This is a genomic window from Flavobacterium sp. SORGH_AS_0622, assembly GCF_030818825.1.
GTDB lineage: Bacteria > Bacteroidota > Bacteroidia > Flavobacteriales > Flavobacteriaceae > Flavobacterium.
This window is the reverse complement of sequence record NZ_JAUTAX010000001.1, coordinates 300,427-315,890: the sequence shown is the minus strand read 5'-3', so window position 1 is coordinate 315,890 and position 15,464 is coordinate 300,427. Positions and strand designations below refer to the sequence as shown.

The window sequence follows — 15,464 nt, the reverse complement described above, 5'->3', positions numbered from 1 at the left end:
AGAATGAAAAAAACATTTTACAGTAACGGAAAACTTTTAATTGCTGGAGAATATCTAGTATTAGACGGAGCGGAAGCTTTTGCGCTGCCTGCAAAATTCGGTCAAAATCTGGTAATTGAAAGCGGCGAAAATAAAGAAATTGAATGGAAAAGTTATGACTATGATGAACATTTATGGTTTGAAGAAACAATTTCATTTGACGAAATCATAAATCGCCCAGAAGCAAAAATCGAAACTGTAAAATCTACTTTGATTGATATTCTTCACGAAGCTTATGCTTTAAATCCAAAATTTATAGATTCAGCGGAAGGTTTCAAAGTGAGTACTCATCTATCGTTTCCCAGAAACTGGGGATTAGGAACTTCTTCAACTCTCATAAATAATATTGCGCAATGGGCAAATATTAATGCATTTACATTATTAAATAATAGTTTTGGCGGAAGTGGCTATGATATTGCCTGCGCTCAGAATAATACACCTGTTATATATCGTGTAAAAGATAACTTTGTTGAACAAGTTGAGTTTAACCCTGACTATAAAGAAAATATCTTTTTTGTTTATTTGAATAAAAAACAAAATAGTAAGTCTGCAATATATGCATACAACAATAATAAGAATCATCATTTAGCGCAAAGTGTTGCCGAAAACAATAAAATCACGCACGCTATTCTGAATGCTAAAACACTAAAAGAATTTGCTTCAGCAGTTCAAAAACATGAGATTCACCTAAGTAATATTTTAGAGATGCAGACTATAAAAGAAGCTCTTTTTCCAGATTTTAAGGGTGTAATAAAGAGTCTTGGAGCTTGGGGTGGTGATTTTGTTATGGTAGTTTCAAAAGAGAACCCTAAAGAATACTTCTCCAATAAAGGATACGAAACTATTTTAACTTACGAAGAAATGATTTTGTAGAATGTTTTTCTACAAAGTCATCAATAGTTAACTTTCTTGTTTTTAACGTCTTTTGTCTCTAAACGACGAACTGACTGGCTTTCTTGTTCGTTTGATTCAATAAGTCTGTTGTGCAAACGCTCAGCCATTTTTTCGATACTGTTTGTAATAGAATCATAAACAAGTTCCATTCTGCGGTGTTTTTCTTCTTTTACTGCCTTTAAAACATCTTCAACAAAGATCTTATCATATTTTTCGGCTACAGAATCATGTGTATTAGTCAATCTTATTACATAATCGTTACTCAAGATTGTAACTTTAAAATGCTGTTCTTCGTTACTCAAATAATACTTTCCACCCAATTCATCAACATTGATGTCGGTACTGCTAACTTTTAAAAGCTCGGTAATAATCCCAAAGATATGACTCTCAATTTTGGTATATACTCTTGGCTTCTTTTTAAAAATTTTTAAAGTAAAAAACATTAAATGTTTATTTAGTAAAATATTTGATTTTTGTTTTAATTGTCTTTCTAACAGTAATTTAAACGCTAAAAATATGTTAAATTTTAAATTCTGGACAAATTAACTGTAATAATTTGAATATCACAAATTTTTTAAATTAAATTTCGATTATTCCTATATACTATAAGATAATTAACAAAAAAATATTACAAAATAGAATTATTTAGTTTTCAATAAAAAAAAAGAAAACCCGAAACATCTTAATGACATTTCGGGTTTTTATGGTATTAGTTACTATTTACTAGTAATTGAATTGTAATCTGTTATCTTCAATTTTTGCATTGTTTTTCAACGCTGGTAATACTCTGCTTGCATCATTTGCGCTTTGAGCTTTTACTTTCTCTACATACGCAGCGTGATTAGCAATTGCAGGAGCTTTTACTGTTTTGATATTTTTTACAACATATACTCCAGTGTTTCCTTCAATTGGAGCAGAAATTTTATTTGCAGTTAAAGCAAATGCATTTCCAACAACTCTTGGCTCTTGTCCAACTCCACCAGGTAATACTGGATTATCTAAAGTTACATCAGTTGCTTGTTGAACAGCAACTCCAGCTGCTTTAGCGATAGCTTCAATACTTGAACCTGTCATTTTTGCTTTTAATAATTCAGCTTTTTTCTTGTTTTTCAAGATTGGCTCTACGTAAGGTCTTGCCATTGTAACTGAAACTAAACCTGATTTGTTTTCACCTTTATATTGAGCGATAACGTGTCCGATATTTGCAATTTCAAAACGTTTTACGTCTCCTTTGCTTGTTTCTTTATCAAAAGCCCATCTTACAATGTTACGTTGGTTTCCTAATGGTCCAAACGCTTCATCCATAGCTTTAGCATTTACAGGCTGAGCAACTTTTAAACCTAATTCTTTTGCTGCAGCATTGAAATCTTTGTCAGCAGCATCCATTTCGAATTTAGTTGCCAAAGTAAATACTTTATCAGATGTAGCTTCAGAAGGCTCAATTTTTTGAGCAATTGTAGCTAAACGAATTCCGTCTTGTTTGTCTGTAATTTTGATAATGTGAAATCCGAAAGGAGTTTCTACTAAACCAACTTTACCAATTCCGTTATTGAATACAAAATCATTGAACGGTTTTACCATTTGGTTTTGACCAAAATATCCTAAATCACCACCTTGTTGTGCAGATGAATCATCAGAACTTGTAAAAGCCAACATCATAAAACTATCTGGATTAGCTTGAACTTGAGCTAAAATTTCTTCAGCTTTAGCTTTTGCTTCTTCTTTAGTTCTTTTTTCTTTTGGTGATGGTGTTTGAGAACCTTCGTATGCAATTAAAATATGACTAGCTTTTGCGTTAACTCCAGCTTTAAATCCTTGAGATTTAGAAATTGCATAGTATCTTCCGTAAACATAAGGTCCGTAAATTGCTCCAGCTGGTAAGCTGAATAATTTATCAGCATCTACAGCTGGTAAAGCATTTTTAGGAACATACGTAGAATCGTAAGGAACATCAGAATTTGCGTTTACAAATTCAGCGATATTTGTTGCAGTTCTAAAACCTGGCAATGTATCATTTTTACCTGTTTTAGCGTTGTAAACTACACTTCCTGACAATAATGCATTTAATTTTGATTTAATTTCAGCTTCATCTTCTTTAGAAGCTTTATCCTCTACTAAAACATATTGAATTTCACGAGTTGCATCCGCTTTGAATTTCTTCTCGTTTTTCTTCATATAATCTACAATTTCTGAATCAGAAATTTTTACTTCACTATCTTTAATAGAAGAGTAAGGAGCTGCAGCGTAAGCAAAGCTTACTTTATTCGCTTCCATTTCATACTTTAACTTTCCTTCACTAGCAGTTGTGTAAAGTCCTGATTTAACTAAAGTATTATAGATTTGAAACTTTGCGTTCAATTCTGCATCTTTCTCTTTTTGAGCGATGTATTGTGCTGCTTCTGGATTTGATTTGAAGTAATCTTTAAATTTAACTACATCAAAAATTCCTGCTGCATTTAAGAACATTGGGTTTTTACCAATGTTTGGATCTGATTTTAAAACTTCTAATAAGTGTTTTTCACCTACTCTCAATCCTAATTTATCAAATTGTGATGACAATAAAGCGATTGAAACTTCTTGATCCCAAACTCTGTTTGCAGCTTCAGTGGAAGTAATACCTTGCCCACTTTTTTCAACATTACTAACTTTAACTCTAAAGTCTTCAAATGAAATATCTTTTCCGTCGATGCTTCCTACATCTTTTGAACTTTGACCAAATGTTCCTCTTGTAAATAGATCTTGTATTATAAATGCAAATAATGCAAGTGCAATAACTCCTATCAATAAAGCGGAACGCTGTCTAATTTTTGCTAAAACTGCCATTTTATTATCGTTAATTTTATATTCAGTTTGCGAAAATACAATTATCTAGTTAATAACAATACAACTAGCGTTTTATTTTACACATTTTTTTTTAATAATTTAAAAAATCAATCTTTAATTGTCAATTTGACTAGTTCTATTTTCTTATTTGACGCCTCTTTTATAAAAAAATGGTACTTATCTATTACAATTTTATCTCCTTTTTGCGGGATTTCTTTTGTATGATTTACAATAAAACCTCCTAAAGTTCCATAAGAATCTTCCTCAGGAATCATCAATTTATAGGTTTCATTTAAATATTCAACATCTAATCTTGTCGAAAACAAATACTTGCCTTCTCCTATTTCTTCTTCGATTAATTCCTCATCTAAATCATGTTCATCTTCAATTTCACCAAAAAGTTCTTCGACAATATCTTCAATTGTAATTATTCCAGAAGTTCCGCCATATTCATCTAAAACAACTGCGACATTTTTACGCTTTTTAATCAATAAAGTCAAGACATCTTTTATTAAAATTGTTTCAGGAACAAACTCAACTGTCATCAAAACCGATTTTATTGTCGCTGGTTTCTTGAATAAATCAAACGAATGCACATAACCCACTATGTCGTCTAAAGAATTCTGGCTAATGATAATTTTAGAATATCCTGTTTCGATAAATAACGCTTTAAGGTCATCAACTGTATCAAACAAATCTATATCTACAATTTCCGTTCGAGGCGTCATTATATCACGTGCCTTTACTCCTGAAAACTCCAACGCATTTTGAAAAATCTGAATTTCAGAATCTACTTCTTCATCCTCTTCAACCGTGCTCATTTGTTCTGTAATATAATTTCCAAGTTCAATCCTGCTAAATAATTGAATCTGATTTCCTTCTGTTTTAAAAAATTTACTCAGCACAAAATCTGCAATCCAAATAAAGAAAGTTGAAATGTAATAAAATAATCGGTAAAATAAATAGGCCGGAAGAGCGAGAATCTTAATTAAAGAATTCGCATAAATCTGAAAAAATACTTTAGGAAAAAATTCTGAAGTTAACAGAACCACAAATGTGGCAAGCAGAGTTTGAACAAGTACATTCCACCAATCCGAAAAAACAAGACCAAAATGTGCCATCCAATTCAAAATCAGATCGCCCATAAAAAAGCCATAAACAACCAAAGCGACATTGTTGCCAATAAGCATGGCCGCAATAAATTTGGATGGATTTTCAGTAAGTTTAGTTAAGATTCGAGACAAGAAATCGTCTTGTTTCTTTTCTATTTCGAGGTAAATTTTGTTGGAGGAAATAAACGCGATTTCCATTCCAGAGAAAAAGGCTGCTAGTATTAAACATATTATTATAATACTAATTTCCATTTTTATTGTTTTTTGTTACGGTTATCGTATTTATTAAGAAACCTTCTTCTAAAGAAAAACATAAAAACAGCCATTCCTGCGATTACAAAGTAGAAGGGATAACTTTCATCTCCTTCGTTTAGTTTCACTATACCATCATAAGCAAAAAAAAGTGCAAATACGATATAGATAAATTGTGTATATTTTAAATAACCCATGATATATTTTTATTCTTCAGATTCAATTTCGCCGCTTATTCGCTGCGAATTAATCACTTTAAAATCTTTACTAAAATCTATTCCCTGACCGTGAGAAACTCCTTTTTTATCGGTAAGTTTAAATTTTCTTTCGGTATAAAACCATTCATTTTTCTGATCAAAGTACAATTGCTCAGTTTCCAAAACCTGTCCAGCTTCAGAGGTGATTTTTACTTTTCCAATTAAATCAATAATCCCTGTATTTTTATACGAAACCGCATAATTTCCTCTTATAAAGGTACGCTTTTGCTTTTTGTCGTATAAAGTAACATCTAATCCTTTAGGAAATTCTGTGAAAGGAAAATCAAGATTTGAATAATCCAGCATTTTAGGACTTATTAAAATACCTGAAATACGTCCAGAATCTGTATATTTTATATTAACTGTATCTGCATCACTTGCCGGAACAAACTCTGAGAAGTTAATTTTCTGAACATCTTTAAAATTACTTTCGCACCCAAAAAATAGTGTCACAGCAAAAACTGTGACAACTAGCAGACTATATCTCTTTGGTAAATTCATTCGCCAAATGTAATAAATTGTAATGAGCTTAGAAAAGATAAAATATTATGTTTATTGGAATTTACTCTTCACGAACCATTTGTCGTTGAAAGAGAAACTTAAACTAAAATTCACGTAATTTTCTTGAACTAAATTAGAAGAAACTGTACCTCTTTTACCAAATTCAATTCCGAAATTCAAATTTGAATAAGATCCTGGAATCGGAATTCCAGCTCCTAATGTCATTCCGACATCTTTAATTGATTCGTTATTTACAATCAAACCAATTTTTTCATATTTCAAACCAGCTCTATAGGTAATTCTACTCATATAACTTGTAAACGAATTATAATTAGGAAGATAATATCCTCCTAGAGCATATTTAGAATAACTTTCATAGCTCACATTTTGAGCTGAATTGTAATAATTTGCTAACTGTCCATCTCCTTGAAAAGTCATATTTGCACCTACAAGCCATTTTCTTGCTTCACCAATTCCTAAACCAATGCTTAATTTATTTGGAAGTTTTAATTTTGTTGAAGTTGCAGGATATATATAAGGATCAGGGTCACCTTGTACTGAAATTACTCTTGTATTATCTGAGCTTAGATTACTGGCAAATGAATAACTCAAACTAGAAAATATACTAACCTTTTTGTACACTTTTCTTTGATACATCGTTCCTAAGCTAAAAGCCATACCTGATAACTCAGATGTATTTACTTCTGCTGTTCCATTTTGCACACCAGAAATACCTTCTACACTTGTTGTTGTAATTTTTCCAAAATTGTATTGGGCATCTATACCAATATTCCAATTTTGGATAATTTTATATCCTAATCCGAAATAAACTTTGTTTACCCCGCCTTTTCCGTCAAGCTGTGAATTAACATCTCCTTCTGTCGCAGAACTATTCAAAATTTTATATCCTACCGAAGTTACTGGGATCAAACCAAAAGAAGCACCAAATTTTCCCATAGGAATTCCTAATGCTAAATAATCAAAAGTACTACGTTGTGCTTTTTCAGATTGCGTACTTGTTTTTAAATTAGAAGTCGCAAAAGTTCCCCCAACGGTAAACGTAGTTTGTATTAAACTGGCATAACTTGCAGGATTATCTAAATTTAAGTGAATCGTATCTTGCTCCACTGCAACTCCAGCCATAGATCTATTCTCAAGAGTTCCCTTGAATCTTACATCTCCTATTCCGAAAAAAGAATAAGGTGAAGCAGTACCTTGTTGAGCAAATGAAACGAACGATATAAGCAAACAAGCGCTTATTAATACTTTTTTAATCATTGTCGATTTTATATTGATATGTTTGGTTCAAACTCTCCAGAAGGAAATTTGAATTGGCAAATATGGTATTTTTTAATCGTTTAGCCAAAAAATCTGCATCACCTCCCGTTAAAATTATGATAAAATTTGAAAACTCTCTGCGATAATCATCGATAAAACCGTCAATCTCATAGACGAAACCATTAACAACACCAGAATGTATGGCTTGTGCCGTTGAGTTTCCTATATATGATTCAGGGTTTTCTAATGTAAGTAACGGCAGTCTGGCCGTAAAATTATGCAGTGATTCATAACGCAGGCGAAGACCCGGAGAAATGGCTCCTCCTAAATAATTATCATTTTCGTCGATAAAATCGTAGGTTATGCATGTTCCCGCATCAATAACCAATCTATTTTGTTTGGGGAATTTTAAAGTTGCTCCCGCAGCCAAAATCATTCGATCTATTCCTAATGTTTTTGGTGTTGCGTATTTATTATGAAAAGGAAATACATCTTCGTGTGTAAAAAAATGAACTTTTAATTGATTTTCGAAAGTTAAAAAGGATTGTTTTTTGATACTTCCTACTGATGCAACAACCAAATCGGAGCAGTTTGGAAATTTTTTTAAAATTTTTTCAATTTTTTCTTCCAGTTCATTTTTCTCAAAAATAAAATTCTCCAGAGCAGTATTTCCCTCAAATACAGATGCTTTAATTCTGGTGTTTCCGACATCAACAGTTAAAATCATTTTTACTTTTTGTTTCTGCGAAGATACGAATTGATTTTTTTTTTAAAATGTTTTGGATAAACGGAAAATGATTCTATCTTTGCACCCGCATTAACCGCACAACGGTACCTTAGCTCAGATGGTAGAGCAATGGACTGAAAATCCATGTGTCCCTGGTTCGATCCCTGGAGGTACCACAAAACCCGAATAGAAATATTCGGGTTTTTGTTTTTTAATACTCATTCAAATGCATTATCTCTATATTCTCTATTCAAAATCATCTCAAAAATTTTACATCGGCGAAACCAATAACATAAACGAAAGAGTAATAAAACACAATAATCACTCTTATTCAAATTCCTTTACCAAGATTGCCAATGACTGGGAAATCGTTTTGACTTTTAATTGTAATGACAGAGACGAAGCTCTTTACTTGGAACGCTTTATTAAAAGAATGAAAAGCAAAACCTTTAATGATAAAATAATTAATGATCCGTCAATATTAAAAGATATTTTATCCAAAAGAAACTAAATATGTGTCCCTGGTTCTCCCGAAGCCTCGGGACTGGAGGTACCACAAAACCCGAATAGAAATATTCGGGTTTTTTGTTTTTTAATACTCATTCAAATGCATTATCTCTATATTCTCTATTCAAAATCATCTCAAAAATTTTACATCGGCGAAACCAATAACATAAACGAAAGAGTAATAAAACACAATAATCACTCTTATTCAAATTCCTTTACCAAGATTGCCAATGACTGGGAAATCGTTTTGACTTTTAATTGTAATGACAGAGACGAAGCTCTTTACTTGGAACGCTTTATTAAAAGAATGAAAAGCAAAACCTTTAATGATAAAATAATTAATGATCCGTCAATATTAAAAGATATTTTATCCAAAAGAAACTAAATATGTGTCCCTGGTTCTCCCGAAGCCTCGGGACTGGAGGTACCACAAAACCCGAATAGAAATATTCGGGTTTTTTGTTTTTTAATACTCATTCAAATGCATTATCTCTATATTCTCTATTCAAAATCATCTCAAAAATTTTACATCGGCGAAACCAATAACATAAACGAAAGAGTAATAAAACACAATAATCACTCTTATTCAAATTCCTTTACCAAGATTGCCAATGACTGGGAAATCGTTTTGACTTTTAATTGTAATGACAGAGACGAAGCTCTTTACTTGGAACGCTTTATTAAAAGAATGAAAAGCAAAACCTTTAATGATAAAATAATTAATGATCCGTCAATTTTAAAAGATATTTTATCCAAAAGAAACTAAATATGTGTCCCTGGTTCTCCCGAAGCCTCGGGACTGGAGGTACCACAAAACCCGAATAGCAATATTCGGGTTTTGTGTTTTTTAATACTCATTCAAATGCATTATCTCTATATTCTCTATTCAAAATCATCTCAAAAATTTTACATCGGCGAAACCAATAACATAAACGAAAGAGTAATAAAACACAATAATCACTCTTATTCAAATTCCTTTACCAAGATTGCCAATGACTGGGAAATCGTTTTGACTTTTAATTGTACTGACAGAGACGAAGCTCTTTACTTGGAACGCTTTATTAAAAGAATGAAAAGCAAAACCTTTAATGATAAAATAATTAATGATCCGTCAATTTTAAAAGATATTTTATCCAAAAGAAACTAAATATGTGTCCCTGGTTCTCCCGAAGCCTCGGGACTGGAGGTACCACAAAACCCGAATAGAAATATTCGGGTTTTTTGTTTTTCTACACTTTTCTGTTTTTTTTTCCGCAAAGAACGCAAAGGTTCGCAAAGTTTAATTTTAAAAACTTTGCGAACCTTTGCGTTTTTTCTTTCTAAACTTACGGTTAATCCAATAAGTCAACAAATTAATAGTTTTTGTTAAAAAAGTATTGACTGAATAAAAAAATAACTTCTATATTCGTAAAGCTATATTTTTAACATTCATTTACTAATAAGATCTCAAAGCAGTTTTATGAGCGAAACTTCTACTAAGGGCATTTGGAAAGTAATTTCAGCCTCTTCTATGGGCACCATGATTGAATGGTATGACTTCTATATTTTCGGTAGTTTAGCCGTTGTTATTTCAACCAAGTTCTTTCCCAGTGATAATCCGACCGCAGCATTTTTATCTACTTTAGCCACTTTTGCAGCCGGATTTGTAGTCCGTCCTTTTGGTGCTTTATTTTTTGGAAGACTGGGAGATATTATTGGTCGGAAATATACTTTTATGGCGACCTTATTATTAATGGGCGGATCTACTTTTTTAATAGGATGTATTCCGAGTTACGAAACTATTGGTTTTTTCGCACCATTATTAGTTCTAATTCTGAGATTATTACAAGGATTAGCTCTTGGAGGTGAATATGGCGGAGCAGCAACTTATGTAGCAGAACATGCTCCAGCTGGTCAAAAAGGTTATTGGACTTCTTGGATTCAGACCACTGCGACTGTCGGTTTATTTATTTCTTTAATGGTTATTTTAGCAACCAAGAGTATTCTTTCTCCAGAAGATTTCGATTTATGGGGATGGCGTGTTCCTTTCTGGGTTTCTATTGCTATGGTTGGCGTTTCGTATCTCATCAGAAAAAATATGGATGAATCGCCTGTTTTTGCGAAAGCTAAAAAAGAAGGAACGACTAGTACAAATCCGTTAAAAGAAAGTTTTGGAAACAGATATAATATGAAGTTCGTTTTACTGGCTTTGTTTGGAGCAACAATGGGACAAGGCGTTGTTTGGTACACAGGACAATTTTATGCCATGAGTTTTATGAAAACGGTTATGAATGTTGACTCTTCGCAAGTAGATGAATTATTAGGTATTGCACTCTTAATTGGAACTCCTTTTTTTATTATTTTTGGATGGCTGAGCGATAAGATTGGGCGTAAATATATTATGATGTTCGGAATGCTGATTGCCATATTGTCTTATAGACCTATTTATAAGATGATGTACGATACAACAGATATAAACCAAAAAACCGAAATTGTAGAAAACCCGACAGAAACTACTGAAACAAAAGATAACGGAAGTTCTATTGTCACAATAGAAAAAAAATACACAGATGGCACAACCGTATTGGAGAAAAAAACGTACATGGAGAAAAAAGATGTACAAACTAGTGTTTCAATAACAATTAATTCAAGCGATAAATGGACTTTAATTTTCTTGGTTTTTATTCAAGTATTATTTGTAACAATGGTTTATGGTCCAATTGCCGCATTTTTAGTCGAAATGTTTCCAACTAAAATCAGATATACATCTATGTCGCTTCCTTACCATGTTGGAAACGGAATATTTGGAGGATTACTCCCTGCTATTTCTACTTATTTTGTAACTCACGCCAAATCGGCCGGAAAACCAGATTATTATCTAGACGGATTATGGTATCCTATTGTAATTGCAGGAATCTGCTTTGTAATTGGAATGATATATATTGACAACAAAAACAAAACTACTCACCTTTAAAATTTAAAAAAAATGAATGCGATTAAACAAGTTTTAGGGGCTTTATGGATTGCTTTAGCAGCTGCAGCAGCTTATTTCTGTGTTTTTGAATTTGGTTTACCTAAACTGCTTTCAGACCAGCAAGACGATTTAGTATTTGGTGTAATTATCTTATTTATATTGACACCGCTGATTGTCATGGGCTTGGGTACATTTGGTTATTATTCTCTGATCGGAGAATATAATAAGAAGAAATAAACATACACATCAAAAATAGAAAAGGGCTGTCTACATTATGTAGAACAGCCCTTTTTCCTCACTAACCTAACCAAAGTTTTAATCTGTAAAATATATTTTCAACGTTTATTTTTTAATAAACTTCATTACTTTAGTTTTATGATTTTCATCAGAAGCTTTTACGAGATATAATCCTGTTTGTAATTCGCTTACGCTAAATTGAAAATCAGCATTATTATTTGAAGTAAAGCTTTTAACTAATTGTCCTGAAACGGAATAAACCTGAACTTTTTTAAAAGCACTATTTAAAGTGAAATAATCTGAAACTGGATTAGGATATAGACTCACCATATTTCCTTTTTCAAAATCATCAATCGCTAAGTTTGCTGTTTTGTTACCATAAATTCGATAGTCTCCTGGAGGCAGATTGATTGGCGCATTTACATCGGTTACATTAATAGTTGTATTATCCATTAAATTATACCAAGTTCCCGGATACGGAAAACCTGTTGCAACATTTTGTGCCGTGGTATCGAAATTGGCCAAAATCAAAACATTTTTTAATTGCGCTGCAGTCAAAGCTGAATTTTCAATTTTGATATTAATCAACAAAGAGTTCGCATTTGTCATTGTGGGAGTACCTAAAAAAACAGGTTCTACGGTTTTAAGCGTAATCATTTTAGCCCAATCGTTATAAATTTTATTACGATTAGAATCTCCGATCCAATTTTCTGTCCATTGAGGCTGTGGTTTTGTATCTAATTTACAATCACCGGGAATTGCTCCTGAATCATCATTTACGGTTCCGTTATTGCAGCTGAAAATAGAATCATCCATTCCTAATTCTCCAAAATGCCAAATCATTTTTGGCCCTGGAACTAATAATGAAACTGCTCCAATCGCAGACATTCTTGACAATGCTGTATTTAATGTTTTTACGTTATAAGTTCCATTAACAGCTCCATATTGTACATTTTTATACATTAGACGTTCTTCATCATGACTTTCAGCATAACCCATTAAACGATTCGAATTAAAACCACGGCTCGCGCTAGTCATTCTTGAAATATTACTATCTGAAGCGTAACCCATTGACAATTGATTATAAGGATTAGTCATTTTTCCCCACATCATAACTCCTTTGCTTGGCGTTTCAGTAATTTTATAATTTGCCCATTCTCTTTCTTCAATATCACTTCCTAAATGTTCAAAAATGGTATAATGTGTTGGATCTAAACTCCATGAATAATCTGCATATTTTTTTAGAATATCTACTCTATCCTGTTGATAAGCGTTTGTACAACTTTCATCTGCTGCCGTACAAGCTTGGGTAAATCCTTTAGTTAAGTCCCAGCGGAAACCGTCAATTTTGTATTCTTCAATCCATTGTTTAATAACACGATTGACATAATTTTGGGTTTTAAGAGATTGATGATTAAAATCTTCTCCCACACTATAGCTATGCTTTGCAACAGTATTAAAATATGGATTTTCGGCAGTTGGCGAACCAAAACCATCCCCGTCTGGGTCATTCATCCACATTCTTACCATCGGATTTCTTCCAAAAGCGTGGTTTAGCGCCACATCTAAAATTACAGCAATTCCGTTTTGATGGCATAAATCGATAAACTCTTTTAATTTGTCTGATGTTCCATAGAATTTATCTAAAGCCATGTGAAATGAAGTATTATAACCCCAGCTTTCGTTGCCTTCAAATTCCATTACCGGCATTAATTCAATAGCATTAACTTTTAGATTTTTAAAATAATCTATTCGATCTATTAAACTCTGATAACTTCTGTTCGCATCAAAATCACGCACTAAAACTTCATAAACCACTAATTTTTCTTTTTCTGGTTTTACAAAATTAGTAACCTGCCAATTATAAGGAGTCTGACCCGTTTTTAAAACTGTAACCTCAAAATTTTGTCCCGCAGGATAAACTGGCATATTTGGGTATTTTGCCACAGGAATTGATGGATCATCATAAGGTGACAAAACCAAAGTAGAATAAGGGTCTGCCGTTTTAACCATTGCTGGCGAATTTGCAAGCGGCGTTGCATCTACAACCCAATATTGATAGGTATTATTTACACCAGAAACTAATCCAGTTAATTCAAGCCAAAATTTACCTGAACTTGGATCTTTTTTCATTGCATAAGCTGATGTTGGCTGCCAATTGTTGAAACTTCCAGCGACGTAAACAAAGTCCTTCAATGGTGCATCTAAAACTAAAGTGGCTTTTGTTGCATCAAAAACATTATAATTGATTCCGTCTACTAACCCAGCAGGCATAGCTTGCGAAACAGTATTTGGATTGACAACTACTGAGAATTTCTTTGAAATTGTAGTAGTCCCTTGAACAGCAATCAATTCGTAGCTTTGATTACTTGTAATATTGGTGTGCGAATAAGAATAACTCGATGTACTTGTATTGGTATTGATCGTTACTCCGTTTGATTTCAAAGTATAACTTGCATTCCCGTTTGTGTTTGTTGCGGTAATAGTAAAGTTAGATCCCGAATTAATAATTGTAGTACTATTTTCTATTGGTGAAGACAGAGAAACTTGAAAAGAGCCAACCTCGACAACAATATCTTGAGACTGTTTCGTGCCGCTTCCATCTTTTGCTTTAATTAAAAAACCAATTCTTCCGATTCCGTTTCTATTAAAATATACAGATGGGGTAAATGTTTTGGTATAAGTATCGGTTCCTGCATTATACGTAAATTTAGCTGCTTCATTCGAAGATGTCCAAGATCCGTTAGACGGAGAATCCATTTGGTTGGTATCGTTCACATCATACGACCATGACCAAAGGTAAAGCGCATTTCCTGTAACTGCCCAAGTAGATTCATTAATACTGCTCCCGTTAATTGTAATCGTAATAGGTGTAGTATCTTCAAAAGTTGAAGGAGTTATAGAGTAAGTTGCTGTCTGTATCTGTGCAAATGAAAATGCAGTCAGCAATAAAAAAAATAATAGTAGAATTCTTTTCATAATTATATTGGTTTGCCGGTTAGATAGTTTGATTAAAAAAGGGCTATCTCGAGATAGCCCTTTTTGTGAATCACATTAAAAACTAGTCTAATGTTATTTTTTTCGCACCATTGTCAATAGTTAAAACTCTTGATCCAGTTGGTCCAGTATATTTAAAGTTACTGTCACCATCTCCTGCATTTACTAATTCATCATCAATAGTATAACCTAAACCTGAATAGTAAGTATAGTTATGACTTGCATCCCAGTTTCCATCACTTGTAAAGTTGTTTCCTAAGAATTCTCTAAAAGCTTCTCCGCTTTTAAGAACGATAGTTACTTTGTAAACATTTGTTGTACCTACTACTAATGGGAATTCTGTTTCAGCATCACCTGCCCATGTCCATCCTCCTGGAGTTGCAGCTCCAACTAACCAGTGAGAACTAGCTAATGGCACGTGGTATGGAGTAGCTGTAATAGTGTAAAAATTTGAATATTGTGGAATACCTGAAGCACCTACAACAGATTTAATACGAATATCAATTTTGTTTTCTTCTTTCTCAACAAATCCTCCATTTACTAATGCTGAATTTAACTCCGAAACTGTAAGTGTTTTAAACCTTTCAGTCGTATTAGAAACTACTACAGGAGTAGCAAAACTTGTTCCTGCTTTTGCAACTTCAATGGTATAATTTACAACCGTTTGAGACCCGTTATATTGTGCATCATTCCAAACTACTGTTGTAGCCACTTGATTTTCTGTGTCTTTAGAAAGAACAATACTAAAATCAGATTTTGGTGTTAATAAAACTGGAGCTGTTGATGCTTCAATTACTGGTCTGTTTTCTACGTCGTCTGCGTTACAAGAAACTGCTAATACACCAACGAATGCGATTAATACTTTATATAGATTTTTCATTTTGTTT

15 protein-coding genes and 1 tRNA gene are annotated in these 15,464 nt (G+C 32.8%); 8 read left to right on the top strand and 8 right to left on the bottom strand.

Annotated features, from left to right (window positions below; translation table 11 throughout):
• Positions 1-3: 3 nt before the first annotated feature.
• Positions 4-912 carry a GYDIA family GHMP kinase gene (locus QE431_RS01415; RefSeq protein WP_307291852.1) on the top strand — a complete coding sequence of 303 codons (909 nt, stop codon included), beginning with the start codon at positions 4-6 and terminating at the stop codon, positions 910-912.
• 20 nt (positions 913-932) lie between these two features.
• On the opposite strand, the gene QE431_RS01410 is transcribed toward QE431_RS01415, so the two are convergent.
• From QE431_RS01410 to QE431_RS01385, 6 genes are all read right to left on the bottom strand, one after another.
• Positions 933-1,376: a hypothetical protein gene (locus tag QE431_RS01410; protein ID WP_057117644.1), complete on the bottom strand. Its 444-nt coding sequence runs from the start codon at positions 1,374-1,376 to the stop codon at positions 933-935.
• 280 nt (positions 1,377-1,656) lie between these two features.
• Entirely contained in the window at positions 1,657-3,756 is a 2,100-nt protein-coding gene (locus QE431_RS01405; protein WP_281867258.1) for a peptidylprolyl isomerase, read from the bottom strand.
• A 107-nt stretch (positions 3,757-3,863) separates the two neighbouring features.
• The gene (locus tag QE431_RS01400) at positions 3,864-5,120 is read right to left on the bottom strand and encodes a hemolysin family protein (protein WP_307291851.1); all 1,257 of its coding nucleotides are present in this window, start codon (positions 5,118-5,120) and stop codon (positions 3,864-3,866) included.
• A gap of 206 nt (positions 5,121-5,326) precedes the next feature.
• Positions 5,327-5,878, bottom strand: a complete 552-nt coding sequence (lptC, locus tag QE431_RS01395) for an LPS export ABC transporter periplasmic protein LptC (RefSeq protein ID WP_057117648.1) — start codon at positions 5,876-5,878, stop codon at positions 5,327-5,329.
• 51 nt (positions 5,879-5,929) lie between these two features.
• Positions 5,930-7,156, bottom strand: a complete 1,227-nt coding sequence (locus QE431_RS01390; protein WP_307291845.1) for a hypothetical protein — start codon at positions 7,154-7,156, stop codon at positions 5,930-5,932.
• On the bottom strand, positions 7,149-7,883 hold the full coding sequence (locus QE431_RS01385; RefSeq protein ID WP_281867256.1) for a type III pantothenate kinase: 735 nt from the start codon (positions 7,881-7,883) through the stop codon (positions 7,149-7,151). Before QE431_RS01385 ends, QE431_RS01390 begins: the two co-directional genes overlap by 8 nt.
• A gap of 103 nt (positions 7,884-7,986) precedes the next feature.
• Here QE431_RS01385 and QE431_RS01380 point away from each other — a divergent pair.
• The 7 genes from QE431_RS01380 (at position 7,987) to QE431_RS01350 (ending at position 11,580) form a co-directional block, all read left to right on the top strand.
• Positions 7,987-8,059, top strand: a tRNA-Phe gene (locus QE431_RS01380).
• A 50-nt stretch (positions 8,060-8,109) separates the two neighbouring features.
• Positions 8,110-8,394, top strand: coding sequence for a GIY-YIG nuclease family protein (locus tag QE431_RS01375; protein WP_134139139.1), 285 nt, complete (start codon positions 8,110-8,112; stop codon positions 8,392-8,394).
• A gap of 96 nt (positions 8,395-8,490) precedes the next feature.
• Positions 8,491-8,775, top strand: a complete 285-nt coding sequence (locus QE431_RS01370) for a GIY-YIG nuclease family protein (protein ID WP_134139139.1) — start codon at positions 8,491-8,493, stop codon at positions 8,773-8,775.
• A gap of 96 nt (positions 8,776-8,871) precedes the next feature.
• A complete protein-coding gene (locus QE431_RS01365; RefSeq protein ID WP_134139139.1) occupies positions 8,872-9,156 on the top strand; it encodes a GIY-YIG nuclease family protein in 285 nt (94 codons plus the stop codon).
• 96 nt (positions 9,157-9,252) lie between these two features.
• Positions 9,253-9,537, top strand: coding sequence for a GIY-YIG nuclease family protein (locus QE431_RS01360; RefSeq protein ID WP_134139137.1), 285 nt, complete (start codon positions 9,253-9,255; stop codon positions 9,535-9,537).
• Between the two features lie 312 nt (positions 9,538-9,849).
• Complete coding sequence (locus QE431_RS01355; RefSeq protein WP_307291840.1) at positions 9,850-11,343, top strand: MFS transporter; 1,494 nt, start codon at positions 9,850-9,852, stop codon at positions 11,341-11,343.
• A 12-nt stretch (positions 11,344-11,355) separates the two neighbouring features.
• Positions 11,356-11,580, top strand: a complete 225-nt coding sequence (locus tag QE431_RS01350; RefSeq protein ID WP_057115955.1) for a DUF6814 family protein — start codon at positions 11,356-11,358, stop codon at positions 11,578-11,580.
• Between the two features lie 105 nt (positions 11,581-11,685).
• Here QE431_RS01350 and QE431_RS01345 read toward each other — a convergent pair whose 3' ends face one another.
• On the bottom strand, positions 11,686-14,559 hold the full coding sequence (locus QE431_RS01345; protein WP_307291838.1) for an alpha-amylase family glycosyl hydrolase: 2,874 nt from the start codon (positions 14,557-14,559) through the stop codon (positions 11,686-11,688).
• A gap of 82 nt (positions 14,560-14,641) precedes the next feature.
• Entirely contained in the window at positions 14,642-15,457 is an 816-nt protein-coding gene (locus QE431_RS01340; protein WP_134139132.1) for a SusE domain-containing protein, read from the bottom strand.
• Positions 15,458-15,464 lie beyond the last annotated feature (7 nt).

Excerpts from the sequence above, each read along its gene's own strand:
- QE431_RS01415 (WP_307291852.1), top strand. The coding sequence starts at position 4 with ATGAAAAAAACATTTTACAGTAACGGAAAACTTTTAATTGCTGGAGAA.
- QE431_RS01410 (WP_057117644.1), bottom strand. The coding sequence starts at position 1,376 with ATGTTTTTTACTTTAAAAATTTTTAAAAAGAAGCCAAGAGTATATACC.
- QE431_RS01405 (WP_281867258.1), bottom strand. The coding sequence starts at position 3,756 with ATGGCAGTTTTAGCAAAAATTAGACAGCGTTCCGCTTTATTGATAGGA.
- QE431_RS01400 (WP_307291851.1), bottom strand. The coding sequence starts at position 5,120 with ATGGAAATTAGTATTATAATAATATGTTTAATACTAGCAGCCTTTTTC.
- lptC (WP_057117648.1), bottom strand. The coding sequence starts at position 5,878 with ATGAATTTACCAAAGAGATATAGTCTGCTAGTTGTCACAGTTTTTGCT.
- QE431_RS01390 (WP_307291845.1), bottom strand. The coding sequence starts at position 7,156 with ATGATTAAAAAAGTATTAATAAGCGCTTGTTTGCTTATATCGTTCGTT.
- QE431_RS01385 (WP_281867256.1), bottom strand. The coding sequence starts at position 7,883 with ATGATTTTAACTGTTGATGTCGGAAACACCAGAATTAAAGCATCTGTA.
- QE431_RS01375 (WP_134139139.1), top strand. The coding sequence starts at position 8,110 with ATGCATTATCTCTATATTCTCTATTCAAAATCATCTCAAAAATTTTAC.
- QE431_RS01370 (WP_134139139.1), top strand. The coding sequence starts at position 8,491 with ATGCATTATCTCTATATTCTCTATTCAAAATCATCTCAAAAATTTTAC.
- QE431_RS01365 (WP_134139139.1), top strand. The coding sequence starts at position 8,872 with ATGCATTATCTCTATATTCTCTATTCAAAATCATCTCAAAAATTTTAC.
- QE431_RS01360 (WP_134139137.1), top strand. The coding sequence starts at position 9,253 with ATGCATTATCTCTATATTCTCTATTCAAAATCATCTCAAAAATTTTAC.
- QE431_RS01355 (WP_307291840.1), top strand. The coding sequence starts at position 9,850 with ATGAGCGAAACTTCTACTAAGGGCATTTGGAAAGTAATTTCAGCCTCT.
- QE431_RS01350 (WP_057115955.1), top strand. The coding sequence starts at position 11,356 with ATGAATGCGATTAAACAAGTTTTAGGGGCTTTATGGATTGCTTTAGCA.
- QE431_RS01345 (WP_307291838.1), bottom strand. The coding sequence starts at position 14,559 with ATGAAAAGAATTCTACTATTATTTTTTTTATTGCTGACTGCATTTTCA.
- QE431_RS01340 (WP_134139132.1), bottom strand. The coding sequence starts at position 15,457 with ATGAAAAATCTATATAAAGTATTAATCGCATTCGTTGGTGTATTAGCA.